The 15,188-nt window shown below is 36.1% G+C and carries 2 protein-coding genes; both read left to right on the top strand.

Going from position 1 to position 15,188, the window contains the following annotated elements; translation table 11 throughout:
- Nucleotides 1-961 precede the first annotated feature (961 nt).
- Nucleotides 962-8,563 carry a SpvB/TcaC N-terminal domain-containing protein gene (locus K350_RS26755; RefSeq protein WP_245598395.1) on the top strand — a complete coding sequence of 2,534 codons (7,602 nt, stop codon included), beginning with the start codon at nucleotides 962-964 and terminating at the stop codon, nucleotides 8,561-8,563.
- A gap of 35 nt (nucleotides 8,564-8,598) precedes the next feature.
- Nucleotides 8,599-15,177: a neuraminidase-like domain-containing protein gene (locus K350_RS0100220; RefSeq protein ID WP_028978199.1), complete on the top strand. Its 6,579-nt coding sequence runs from the start codon at nucleotides 8,599-8,601 to the stop codon at nucleotides 15,175-15,177.
- Nucleotides 15,178-15,188: the final 11 nt, after the last annotated feature.

Here is a 15,188-nt window from a genome sequence, read left to right as displayed (position 1 = left end):
CTATAGTTTGATTTATAGTGGGTTATTTTATCCACATTTTCTGCCTTTTCCAGTCTTCTTTAATTACATAATTAAGGAAATATTCTATTAATTGAGGGGGTCAATTTACTAATGAAGGTTTTGGCTTTAGGAACGTAATTTTGTTTGAGTCCTAATTAAATTTCGAAAGAACTAGAGTTATAAAAATAAAGATTCAAATCAAAAATTGAATACCTGGCAAATTAATTCAAGTTTTAACTCCTATTAAGGAAAAATTATTCCAACAATTAAAAGTAGAACATTAAATATTTTAAGCTGTCAATTATGCTGAAATATTTGTTCATTTAAGGTTGGATAGATATAAAATTACCTTTTTACGGTATAGTAAAAAAGTGAAATTTTGTAGAACATAACACTAAATTCCAATGGTAGGTTATTCAATTATAGTAATTACCTCAAACAAGGTATATTCTCAATGAATACTAATAAATAGTTAATTTGATCAGAAAATTCTCTTGTCTTAGATAATCATAGTTTTGTCAAGCTAATAGGAATAATCATATTATTTGTTGATCAATATTAAAAACTTTAAATTACCAAATAAGATTATCTTACAATTTGGTGTAAAATTTATATATTTAATACTTTAGCCAGGCCTAATGCATAGCTGATTCTATTTCGATCTTTACAGTTACTTAAAAGATCATATTGCAAGTTAATTTATTTTCATTTATATTAATTCTCCACACACTGCAAGCGGAGATATTTATTACCAGTTTAGTTTTTGCAATTGATTATACAAATATTCTATTCTTGAGAATATTAAGAGTTTTTAAAGTCTGTCATTTCCTGAAGACAGTATTTATAGAATTTATATAGTTCATTGATTATACTTCATCAGTATAGTCTCCCATTTAAGTACATCGATCAGTTCTAATATTTCAATATATAGTTCAGCAAACAATTCCTAAAAATGGAACGAATGAAAAACTCATTTTTTAATAATGGCGCCGGAATTACTGCAACTTTACCAATGGATTCGACAAATGAAAGTCAGTCTAAGGAAGGCAAGGATAATATGCAGATCAATGTTCCTGTTATTTCAATGCCTAAAGGAGGCGGGGCTATAAAGGGGATAGATGAAAAATTTTCTGTAAATGCAGTGAATGGAACCATGTCATTGTCTATTCCGCTTCCCTTTGCCACAGCTAGAGGAGTTTCGCCTCAACTTCAACTATCTTATAATTCAGGAAGTGGGAATGGCATATTCGGACTAGGATGGAGCTTTGGGCTTCCATCTATTAAACGAAAGACTGACAAATACCTTCCACAATATTTTGATGAAAAAGATTCAGACACTTTTTTATTTTCAGAGGCCGAAGATCTCGTTCCTGCATTTAAAAAAGGAATTGATGGCAAATTTGTAAAGAAGTCTGATGGCTGTTATGAAATTGATGATAAAGATTCTGAAGATCATTTATATACTATACGGACTTATCTTCCGAGAATCGAGGGCAATTTTGCAAGAATCGAACGCTGGTGTGAAAAGCATACATCTAAGATTACATGGAGAGTGACAACAAAGGAAAATGTGACAACCCTTTTTGGATGGAGTTCCAATTCTAAAATTTTTGACCCTAAAGATCCGCATAAAATATTTGAATGGTTGCCTGAATTTATCTTTGATGACAAGGGAAATTGTGCCCATTATATATATCAAAAAGAGAATGATGTAGGGCTTGACATTTCTTATGTTCATAATAAAAACAGACATGACAAAGAAAAGATCACTTATACAAATCTATATCTGTCAAAAATATTATATGGAAACAAAACACCATATAAAAGTTTTGGAGATGCTTATCCTCTCGATTCTGACTATCTTTTTTCCACAATACTGGATTATGGAGAATATAGTGATGATACTTATGAGCCTGTAAATGAATGGACCTTTCGCAAGGATGCATTTTCAAATTACAAAGCAGGTTTTGAAATACGTACCACAAGAGTATGCAAAAGAGTACTTTTATTTCATCATTTTAAAGGTAATGGTGAATACGATGGACTTGTAAGATCTCTCAATTTTGAATATGATAATGATGCACCGGAAGACTTTACATTTCTTAAATCTATCACCAGCACAGGGCATATTAAAAAGCCAGACGGAAGCTATTCAGAGAAGAGTCTGCCCCCTATGGAATTTCAATATGAAAAACATCAATGGAATGATCAAATAAAAACAATTTCCAGGGAAAATTTGATGAACGCTCCGGCTGGAGTAGATGATCAAAATTATCAATTCACCGATCTATATGGAGAAGGATTGCCTGGAATTCTTACTGAACAAGCATCTGCATGGTATTACAAATCAAATCTTGGAAATGGCCGGTTTGCACAAGCTGAATTGGTTAGTCCAAAACCATCTTTTCAAGGATTAGCAAATAAACTTCAACTAGCCGATCTTGATGCAGACGGCAAAAAGCAATTAGTCAGCTTTGAGGCTGAGACAAGAGGATATTTTGAAATAAACGATGACGCAACCTGGAAACCATTCAGATATTTTAAAGGTTTTCCTAACATCGATATCCATTCTCCTGATGTTCGAATGCTTGATCTGAATGGCGATGGTAAACCTGACTTGTTAGTTTCAGAAGACGATATTTTTACTTGGTATCCTTCTGAAGGACGTGATGGATATTCTGTAGCTCTGAGGAATCTCAAATCGAAAAATGAAGAAGACGGACCTGCGGTCATCTTTGCAGACAATGCACAGACTATTTTTCTTGCGGATATGACCGGAGACGGGTTGACAGATATTGTCCGAATAAGAAATGGTGAAGTTTGTTATTGGGCCAATCTCGGGTATGGAAACTTCAGTGCAAAAATTACCATGGATCAATCTCCTTTCTTTGATCGTGAAGAAGCTTTTACCCCTTCACTTATCAGGTTAGCAGATATAGACGGATCGGGTACAACGGATATCATTTATCTTGGCAAAAATAAATTTACTTGCTGGAAAAACCTTTCCGGAAATAGATTTTCTGAAACTCCATTTGAAATTAGTTCTTTCCCACCGGTAAATCTTCAGACTAAAGTGTCAGCAATGGACCTTTTGGGAAATGGCCTTTCATGTATAGTGTGGTCATCAGCTCACGAAGAAGGTCTGCAGGCTCCTCTCAGATTTATTGATCTAATGAACAGCAAGAAGCCTCACATTATTACTTGCTTTAAAAATAACCTTGGCAAAGAGGTTCATTTGGAATATATACCTTCCACAAAGTATTATCTTCAGGACAAATCAGAAGGGAAAACCTGGGCCACTAAAATACCTTTTCCTATTCACTGTATTTCTAAGACTATTACTAAAGATAAGATTTCTGGAGCTTCCTTTGTAAGTCAATACCGATACCATCACGGATACTATGATAGGGCTGAAAAAGAGTTCAGAGGATTCGGAATGGTGGAACAAGTGGATACTGAAACTTTTGATCACTGGGTAAAAGGAAATGCATCAAATATTGTGGAAGAACCTCTTCATCAGGAACCAGTCATTTCAAAGTCATGGTTTCACACAGGAGCCTTTGTAAACAAGAGTGGTATACTAGATCAGTTTAAAGAGGATTACTGGTATTCTGAAATTAAAAGGCAAAGATATGAAGTACCCCACCATGAATCGGATTTAAATGATGCAAGAATCATTTCAACAACAGGAACGGATGTATTGACACAGGAGTCGCTCTCTGAACAGGAATGGAGAGAGGCTCTGCGCTCATGTAAAGGAATGGGACTCAGATCAGAAGTATTTGCTAACGATGCAGCAAAATACGGTAATACTGTCAAGGCAAAGCAAAAAGCATTGACTCCTTTTTCAGTTGCTACACATAACTGCTTTATTGAGATGTTGCAACCTAAGGGGCAGAATAAACATGCAGTTTTTGTTGTCAAAGAAAGTGAAGCGATTACTTATTGTTATGAACGAAATCCTGAAGATCCAAGGATAAGTCATACACTCAATATTCAGTTCGACGATTATGGTAATGTGCTCGAATCTGCATCGGTAGTATATCCCAGAAAAATAGCCGATAATAATCTACCTAAAGAAACTCGTGATGAGCAAGGCAAAACAAATATCGTATACCTTAAAAAGGATTTCACCAACGATATTATTACTCAAGAGACTTATCGATTGAGAATGCCTGGAGAGAGCCAAACATTTGAACTGAAGAATGTAAAGAAAACGGGACAATATTATACACTAGAAGATTTTTCAGATATTCTCCTGCCTCAGAAATCAGAAACTATCCAATATCATGAACACGATAAACCTCCACTACCAGGTAAAGCACAGAAAAGACTTATTGAACATGTGCGTTCAACTTATTATCGTGATGCTATGGATAAAGCATTACCATTATATAAGATGGATTCCAAGGGGATTTCTTATGCAAATTATCAATTGGCATATACTCCAGAACTTCTTCAGGATATTTACCAAGGTAGAGTGCAGAATTCACATATGACCGAAGGAAAATTTATCCAATTTGAAGATGACCCAAATTGGTGGATAGGTTCGGGTACGGTCAATTTTATTGCAAATTCAGAGACTCAAACAGATGCACAAAATAGATTCTATGTACCGACATCCTATAAAGATTCATTTGACGCTGTTACTAAAGTTAAATATGACAATTACTTCCTTCATGTAATCGAAACAGAAGATGCATTAGGAAGCAAATCCAATATTGAAAAATTCAATTACAGAACGCTTGCGCCAAGTCTGGTAAAAGATATCAATGATAATTTAACAGAAGTTATTACGGACGAGCTTGGGATGGTAAAAGCTATTGCTGTAAAAGGCAAAGGTGATGAAGCCGATGATCTTGCTGGTTTGTCAGATATTACAGATAAAACGGAAGCCTTAGCTATTCAAAGTTTTCTGCAGGAAAATGATTCCACACAACTGACTATAAAAGCAAAATCCTTATTAAAAAAGGCTACAATGAGGTTTGTCTATGATCTTGATGCTTTTAGAATTGACAAAAAACCTGTTGTAGTCGCAGGAATCATGAGAGAAGTCTATTCCGATTCTGAAAGTCCGGTTCAACTGAGCTTTGAGTATTCAAACGGCATCAGTGAAGTCATTATGAAAAAAGTTCAGGCTGAGCCAGGCATCGCAAAGAGGGTAACTATTAATGAGAATAATACTTATGTGATCGACGAAGTAAATACTGCAGATGATAACCATTTGCGTTGGATTGGAAATGGAAGAACTATACGGAACAATAAAGGAAATGCTGTTAAACAATATGAACCATATTTCTCCGTCAGCCAACATTATGAAGACCAGAAGGAATTAGTTGAAACAGGCATGACAGCTCTGATATACTACGATGCTCCGGGAAGATTGATTAAAACTATCATGCCTGATGATACATTTTCTAAAATAGAATTTAATACATGGGAACAAGCTGCATACGACACGAATGACAACATTCTGGACTCGCTTTGGTACCAGAAGAGAATTAACGGCAGTCTGGATGCAGAATTAATTAAAGAAGGAAAAGATCCTGCCAAGGAAAAAGAGGCTGCTCAGAATGCTGCAAAACATGCTAATACTCCTTCTTTAGTTCATACCGATGCATTTGGAAGAGGTATTTTATTTATACAACATTTAAAAAATGTTGATACCAATAAAGACGAATATCTTCCTTCAAAAATGACTTTAGATATTGAAGGCAATCAGATAAAGGTTACAGATCCCAGAGAAAATACTGTTATACAATATAAATATGATATGCTTGGTCATAAAGTATATCAGGAAAGCATGGATGCTGGAAAAAGGTGGTTGCTTTCTAATGTTCTGAATCATCCTTTGAGAACCTGGGACGAACGTAATCATGAATTTCAATACTTCTATGACAAATTGAAACGCCCTGTTAAAAGCATCATTTCCGGCGGAGATGGACTTATTCCTTTAGACAATATTGTATATGACTACATTGTCTATGGCGAAGATCAACTGCTATCAGACAGAAGCAATGAAACAGAATTAAAAAATAAAAATTGTCTGGGAAGAGCGGTTCTGCATTTTGATACTGGAGGGTTGCTTTCTATTTCAGCATTCGATTTCAATGGACAACCTATAAATACTACCAGGAAACTCTTCAAAAAATATAAAGAAGTGCCCGACTGGCAAGGAAAAAATCTGGAAGATGACCTTGATGAAAAGAGTTTTACATTCACAATAAAGAGAGACGCTCTTGGCAGAATCACAAGCGAAACAGCTCCTGATCTGAGTGTTGTTACATTTTTTTATAATGAAGGCAGCTTGCTAAACAGTCAATACGTGAAACTTCCGGGAGAAGCGGAATCAAAGCCTTACATAAAAGACATTGATTATAATGAAAAAGGTCAGAAAAGTAAGGTTATATATGGTAACGATGTCTTTACCAAATTTTTCTATGATAAAGAGACATTCAGATTAAAGCAATTGGAATGCAGGCCGAAGAACAGTGATCCTATTCAGGACTGGAGATATACCTATGATGCGGTTGGTAATATTACACATATAGAAGATAAAAAAGCTCCAATAATATTCTTCAATAATCAGATAGTCGAGAGTTTATCCGAATATACCTATGACAGTCTGTACCGCCTAGTTGGAGCAACCGGGAGGGAGAATGATTCTCAAATGATATTTGATACCGGTGATAACTGGAATGATGCATCCTTCATGAACCAGTTAAATCCAGGAGGTCCTATGGCAATGCGGAATTATAATCAATCGTATCGATATGATCGGGCTGGAAATATTTCAGAAATGATCCATTCAGCTGGTACGAGCTGGACGAGACAATATGAGTACGAAGATAAATGCAACCGTCTTAAGAAAACGAGTATTGGTAACATCGATTATAAATATGTCCATCATCCCCAGCATGGTTATATTGAATCAATGCCACATCTGAGTGGTATGTCATGGAATTTTAAAGAAGAACTTGTCAAAACAATCAAGCAACGTAAAAATGACGGAACTCCTGAAACTACCTATTATCAATACGATGGCAAAGGTAAACGTATCAGGAAGATCACCGAAATGCAGGCTCCGGCTAATGTGGAAGCTGTAATCAAAGATGAGAGAATTTATATAGTTAACTACGAATTGTATAAGATCCATAGCGGAACAAAGGCAGGCTTAGAAAGGACAACTCTGAGTTTAATGAATGATAACCACCGCTTCGTCATGATTGATCGTGAAACAGCAAGCGGTACCATATTGACCCGTTACCAACTCGATAATCACCTTGGGTCCGTTGGCTTGGAGCTGGACGAAAAAGCTCAGGTTATAAGCTATGAAGAATATCACCCTTTCGGAACAACAGCCTATCAGGCTAAAAACGCTGCTATTAATGCGGCCGCCAAGCGTTACCGATATACTGCTATGGAACGTGATGAAGAAACGGGTTTTGAATACCATACATCCAGATATTATCTGCCATGGCTTGGCAGGTGGTTAAGCCCAGACCCCATAGGCACTGGAGATGGGCTGAATATCTATACATATGTTTTGAATAAGCCAGTCCACAGTGTTGATACGAATGGAAGAGCAAATGCACCGATTCACAGAGATCTTACTACCATTATAGCAATGCAGTACGTTAGCAAAGAAACTGCAATTAAGGTAGGAGAAGCGGCTAACCTTCCTGACACCAAACAAGAATATGATTCTACAAGTAACAGCAAAGCAGGAGATCCAAAGGGTATAAATAAAAATATTCATGTGCTGGATAAAAGAAGTACGGAAGAGAAGGTAACTGATTCACTTAATAATTATAGAACAGGGAATGTGATAGGCAAAGAAACCGACCCCATAAAGAACGCTGGTGTTAATCTTTTACACCCCATTCAGGATGCTCATTATCATTTGCCGAATCATACATTTGGTGTTGGAGGAGGACATAGCCTTGAAGCTGAAATTGACTTGGCTGTGGGTAAAAAATCCTTTGAAGAATTCTATCAAGTAGTCCTTGATACTGAAAAAGGTTTGGCTTTGATGAAAGAAAAAGGCGTATTTGGAAAAGAAGAGAAAGCAACTATTGCTAAACTGACCAAAGAAGATTGGAAAGGAATTTACGACAATCTAAAAGCTATAGAGGAAAAGAATGATGTAAAAAATGTCTGGTATAAAATCAGGATGGGAGCATCATTAGTCTTTGCTGTTGGAGGTATTGTAACTTTAATGGCAGCTAATAGCACGGGACTTAAAGTTTTAGGCGCTATACTTGCTTTATACGGCGCTTTTGGTGATTTATTCGCAAATATTGGAGGACACATTGGACAATTCATTGGGGAAGTAGTCTATGGCAGTATTAAAGGTGGTGAATCAGGCAGAATTAGGGGGCAAGCTTATGGAGTTGCTATAGGCGGGAACGTTTTGGGGTTAGGATTGGGAATTGTTAAAGATTTAGGAAGAGATGAAATCGCCGACCAAGAATCTGGTTCCTTAAGGAGTAGGTATGGTTTTGAGGATAAGCCTGGGATATTAAATGATACAAACAGATATACTCAGCGTAGATATTTTTAAACATTAACACTAAACAATAACAAAATTTTTAGACCATGGGAAATATTGAAATCAGCGGCTTTGTTTTGACTGAAAAGACTGCAAGGCCAGTTGCAAATCTAAGAATAGAAGCCTGGGACAAAGATTACATCATAGATGATCTTTTAGGCTCCGCAACCAGTGATGATAAAGGATTTTTTTCTATTCAATTCAATGAGAAATATTATTCGGAACTTCTTTTTGACCGTCGTCCCGATATATATTTTAAAGTTTTTAAAGGTGATTACCTGCTTGTCGATACCTCAAACAATGTAAGGTGGAATGCAGAGAGAAAATCTTCAAATATTATCATCTCCATTCCCTTAGAGGGCAGCACATCTGGCGGCACTGTTCCGGGGTTTAACAAAATAAGCGGTAGAATTTCTTCAGACCGTGGGCTGCCTGTTACAAATGGTCATATTATAGCATATGATAAAAGACTTGGTGGTGAAGTTGCAATAGGCGAGGGCTATACAGATCCTTTCGGAAATTATAAAATCGTTTATCCAAAGGACAAATTGGAAGGAAAGACTAGTCCTGATATTCAACTAGGAATCTTTGAAGCGGATAATAATCAGAAGGAAATAATTCGATCTGAAATAAAATATAATGCCTCAGAAGAAGAAACAATCGACGTTGTTATCGCTGCTAGTAAGGTTTTGAGACCAGTAGAGTTTGAGAGACTTCTGAATGATATAAGACCAATACTGGGAGATAAAACATTAAAGGAACTGAAAGAAGATGAAACTCATAGTGATATCACTTTAATAGCCAACAAAACCGGATGGGATGCCAGGATAATTGCCATGGCATCACAGGCAGACCAATTGAGTTCCGAAACAAAAATTCCTGCAGAACACTATTATGCAATATTCAGATCAGGTGTTGCCGGAAATAGTGAAGCAGTGAGCAAGCTTTCTTCTGAATCACTTGGAAATCTGTTAAACAAGGCAGTGGAATATAAAGTGATTCAGTCAGGGACTAATATTCAGGAAACAATTAAAATTCAGGAGTCCCTGAGCGCTGACTACATCTTGCATCAACCTCCCGTTTCAGGAGTATCTTCTCTAAATTCTTTACTGGAACTCAGATTAAACAATGATCAGAAAAAGTCATTTGTCGAGAGTTACCGGCAGTCAGGCGAAGACGTGAACAAGTTCTGGCAATCATTAAAAGAAAAGGGTTTCGATGAGCACACTGTTTCAAGTTTACAGACAGATGGCAAATTAGGTTATCTGACTTTACAGAATGCTCCTCTAATGAAGCGCTTATATGGGAATTTCAGAATCTCTGACCCAGCAGAGCTTGTACAGGCAGGGCTTTACAAGGAGGAAGAATGGGAAAGGATTATTGGACAAGATCTACCTACAGATATCAGCCTTAAGGATTATGCGAAAGGAATGGCTAATATGGTTCAAAAAAGCTATCCTTCATTGGTGGTTTCAGAGATGATACAACGCAATGAAGTCAGCACGGGAACAAATGTCCTCAAAGAAGAGCTTTCGGATTTTTTCAAAAAGACTTCAGATAAATATACAATTGGTCAACAGCCTGTAAAAAGCTGGGATGGGTTTCATGATCTAAAACCTGAAATGCAGAGTGCCGTGAAGAAAATAGAACGTCTTTACCAGCTCACACCTTCCAACGACGCTATGAAAGCTTTATCCTTCATGAATTTTGATTCAGCATTTCACGTAATGAATTTTACCAGAAATGAATTTAAAAAATCAGTTTCAGAAGCCTTTAAAAATGAAGAAGAAATTGACATGGTGTACACCAAAGCCAATGAAATTTATTCTTCCGTCCTTAATCTGGCAACTACTTATCTTACCTATAGGGGAATGCCTAATGTTTATGGCATATCAGGCAAGCTCAAAAAAGAACAACAGGAAATTATAGCTTATCCAACGCTGGAGGAGTTATTCGGAAACATGGATTATTGTGCCTGCGACCATTGTAAATCAGTGCTTAGTCCAGCGGCTTATCTCGTTGAATTGTTGCAGTTCACAGATGTAAAATATCCTGAAAAGCAAAATCCAATTGAAGTTCTTAACGATAGAAGGCCAGATATACAACACCTTCAGCTTACTTGTGAAAATACCAATACAGTATTGCCTTATATAGACCTGGTCAATGAAATACTGGAATACTATATTGCTAATAAAGGATCATTGAGCAACTTCAAAGGACATGATGTTACAGAAGGTGTAAAGACTGATGACCTATTGGCTGATCCTCAGTTTGTCATTGATAGTGTTTATAGCACTATTAAAGAAAAGGTATTTCCTTATAATCTTCCATTTGACCAGCCACTTGAAGCCTTGAGACTTATATTTAAAATATGGGACCTTACACTTGAGGAAGGATTGGAAATCTTTGAGGGAAAGGAGCAAACAAGGATTGAAAGACTTGGGCTGACAAAGGAAGAATATCAGATATTTACCAATATTACATATAAAAACCTTCCGGAGTATTTTGGCGAACCAGAAGGAAATTCTATAGATGATTTAAATACTGCAATTTCCGGTGGGAAAAACTTCTGTCATAGAGTAGAAATTTCGTATGAAGATCTTATTGATATTTTAAAAACTAAATTTATCAATCCCGGATCATTATTGGTTCCTGCGCTATCCAGGCTTAAAATTGGTATGGATGAAATTGTAAAAGTGATCAATGGTTCTATAAGTGATGATGAGTTTAAAGGCAACCTTCCTAAAGATCTAAATTTGCCTGACTATGATAGTGATGTCCCGCAATGGATAAGAAAAAACCAGGATTTAATTCTGAAACTCATAGTACTTAAAGATATAAATCCGGATGAACCCTGTGATTGTAATTTTGCAGAAGTTCAATTGCGCTATTTGAATCCTGATGTAAATGCGGATAAATTAACTGCACTAGAATATCATAAGCTACATCGTTTCATTCGTCTGATGAAAAAAGAGGGGTGGAGCATTACTCAAACAGATAGTTTAATAAATACTTTTTTGCCTCTGCCTCCTAAGGATTTAAATGAAGGAAATCTGGATGGTGCATTTGTAAAATTGCTTGCACGCATTGCAAATTTCCTTCGTGTTATGGACCTGCAATCTATATCTGATAAAAAGCAGAAAGATTGGCTGATACTATGGGATAAAACCATAAGCAGAGATGTAAGAATTGAACAGCTTGCCAAGCTTTTAAAGTTTACTGTTCCAGACCTGAACGATCTGAGCACTTTAAGTAATATAGATCCTCTTGCAGATGATTTTGATACCGACAAACCTTCTCTGATCAAATTATTAAAAATAGTTGCTTTGCTCAAAGATCTTTCTGTCAAAGTCAAAGATCTGGATTACATTCTGTGGAGTAAAGATATAAGTGGAAAGCTTGAATCATCAGAATCAGAAATTCTTAATAATCTCAAAGTCATCAGTCAGGTGTTGAATACTGTGGATGCTGAAAATGGAAGTGCTCCAGTCAACGCAGATTTTTCATTTGCAAAAGACAGGATGTCTCAAGTCTATGATCCGACTATCGTAAACGATTTTTTTGCTTTTCTTACAGATTCGAAAACTTATTCTACACCTCTTATTTTAAAGGAAGAAAGTCTCCCTGATAAATTAATTAAGGCTGACTTAAAACTTAATTATGATGCATTTAGCAAGCTTTTAACATATAATGGAGTGTTGACTGACGAAGCTCAAAATAATCTGAAAAGCAAGGCTGATTTACTTGTAGACGCAGATTTAAGCAACATAACTTCCCCAGCTGATCTTGATAATTTTAAAAATGATTTTAAGGATGCAGTTACTTCATTATTTAATCTTAGCAAAGACGATTTGAAGAGCTTCGGAGATTCTTATCCGGAACTTAAATCAGTCTTTGATATAGTAAAACCCATTGGTGATCCGGCAAAACAAACACAGGCATTATTGGATGAAATATTACCAGATCTGAAACTCAGACTTAAAGTTTTCGGGTTGAAGAATACTTTATCCGCTATATTAAAATCGGACATTGAAATAACCGGTATCCTTACAGAGAGACCTGAAGTTGTTCAGGCCATGTCAGATAATAGTAAATCTGTAGTAAATGATTTTATCAATCTTCAGAAGAAAGTTCTCTTTAATAATAATCAGATATATGAATTCTATGTAGATCCAATTGCCACTGATGATTATCTTTTGTATATCCAGGCTCCCGAAAATACTTTAATTACATTCACCTTTGACGGAATAAAAGTTTTGGATAATATTTCAGTAGGAATGTCTAAAGAAGCTGTAATAACCGTTCCTGTTCCACTGAAGACTGGTGTTATCTATGCTGCCAGTCTGCAAATTAATAATTTACCAACAGGTGGTGAAGTAAATCTTTTGTGGCGAACAAAAGCCATGGCAAAGAGCATAGTGCCAGCCAACAATATTTTTGATAAAGGAAGTATTCTCAATGCAAAGGCTTCTCTTATCAGACTTCAGAAGGCGGTCTATCTTCACAATATTCTTAAGCTTACTCCGATGGAACTTTCATGGTTGACAGGTAATAATGAAGAGACAAAGAATATTCTGAACGACCTGGATACCGGGCATAACATTTCAGATCCAGCATTGCATGAGTTATGGGATAAGGTGTTATTGCTGTTGGAATTTGTTAAGATTAAAAACGATTATGATTCAGAAGAAGACAATTGGATAAACATTCTGAAAGATCCTGAAGTAAAAAATGGTCAGGGAAAAAATCTGTTGCTTTCCATAAACTATTGGAATGAAACAGACTTAGATAAGGTTTTAGAAAAATTCTCTTGGAATAAAAATAATCTGACTTCTATCAGTAATCTTAAAAAGGTGCTGAATGCAATGGCTTTTGTCACTACTACCGGATATCCAACATTACAGGTTTTGAATTGGATAACAAATAGTCCTGATGCAGAGACTATTCGTGATATTAAAGCCCAGATAAAAGCAAAGATTGATGGAACTGTCTGGCTTGAAACAATGCAAAGCATTAGTGACCCTTTGCGAAATAGACAGCGCGATGCCTTGGTTAGTTTTATATTAACTTATTACAAACCTTCTGAAGAGGTTAATACTGCAAATAAGCTATTTGAGTATTTCTTAATAGATGTTGAAATGGATGCCTGTATGCAGACATCCAGAATCAGACAGGCACTATCTAGCGTTCAGTTATTTATTAACAGATGCCTTATAAACCTGGAGCCAAAGGTAGCGCCATCATCCATAAAGGCAGAACAATGGGAGTGGATGAGAAGATACAGAATATGGGAGGCAAACAGAAAAGTATTCCTTTATCCGGAAAACTGGCTGGAGCCGGAATTACGTGACAATAAATCATCATTTTATAAAGAACTGGAAGGAGAACTTTTCCAATCTGATCTCAATCAGGATCTGGCAGAAAAGGCATATCTCACTTACCTTAAAAAGCTGGATGAAGTAGCAAGGCTTGAAATTGTAGGGATGTATCTTGAAGAAAATGAAAAAGGAAATCAGAATGATGATATAGTCCACGTTTTCGGAAGAACAAATGGCCAACACAGAGAACATTACTATCGTCGCTTCGAATATGGCTACTGGACACCATGGGAAAAGATATCTGTGACCATTGATGGAGATTATATATATCCTGTCATGTGGAAGAATAGATTGTTTATTTTCTGGTTAAAATCTTCTCAAAAAGCCCAGGGAGCTCAAAGTGGAGGTGCTAATTTTTCAATGGAAAATTTGAGCACTGGTGATTGGAAAGACAATGTAAAGATTAGAGTGGAACTCACTATGCATTGGTTGGAATACTACGATGGTAAATGGAGTTCTCCTAAATCATCCGATCTGGATAAGCCAATTGTACTAAGTTATTTATCTTCTTTTGATATAAAAAATATAATTCTATATGGAAGAATAGAACCTGCAACAGGTAATACATCTGAAAGATTGATTTTTAGTCTATACTATTACGGCGATATAAATTATATCTATAAAATTACTTACACAAGTAAAAATAGTCCTCCAATAATAACTCAGGAAGAAGATTCAAAATTAAAATCAGCGGGTGAATTCAATGCTGCTCTATTTAGAAAACCTTACGAGTCTTCTGGAGCTCAATCTAATGCAGGAATATTCATTGATACCAATTCATCAGAATTCAAAGTAAATGTTGATCAGCCTAATAATAAAGCAAGCATTACAGAATTATTGCTTACAAGAAAATCAGGTAGCATAGGAAGTTTTCAGTTATTTCCGATGAGATATAAGGTTACCGGAAATCAATGGGAAGCCCCTTTCTTTTATCGTGATGAAAGAAGTATATTTTATGGCCAGCCTGATGAGGAGCTAGTACCAATTAAAGATTTTACCGGTTATTATGATTTTGGAATACTGACGGTACCTCCAATTAAAGAAATTCCTCAATTGGCTGAAAAGCCGAAATTCAAGGACCCTAAAGGACCAGTTGTTAATCCTTGGGATGGGCTGGCAATTACATCCAATCCAAATTATACTGTTATTCTTCCTTCTACTGACATATTCTCTCTTGGCAAAGTTAATTTCGGAGTGGATGGAAAACTGCAGAACAGTCTTCAATCATCAGTAGAAATTTTTAATTAAATATTCATTTT

Origin of the sequence: Sporocytophaga myxococcoides DSM 11118 (assembly GCF_000426725.1) — a bacterium.
Taxonomy (GTDB): Bacteria; Bacteroidota; Bacteroidia; order Cytophagales; family Cytophagaceae; genus Sporocytophaga; species Sporocytophaga myxococcoides.
The sequence above is the reverse complement of the archived record's forward strand: the minus strand, read 5'-3'. Positions and strand labels throughout refer to the sequence as shown.

What these genes read in the sequence shown, in the direction of transcription:
- K350_RS26755 (WP_245598395.1), top strand. Translation starts at nt 962, where the DNA reads ATGAAAAACTCATTTTTTAATAATGGCGCCGGAATTACTGCAACTTTA.
- K350_RS0100220 (WP_028978199.1), top strand. Translation starts at nt 8,599, where the DNA reads ATGGGAAATATTGAAATCAGCGGCTTTGTTTTGACTGAAAAGACTGCA.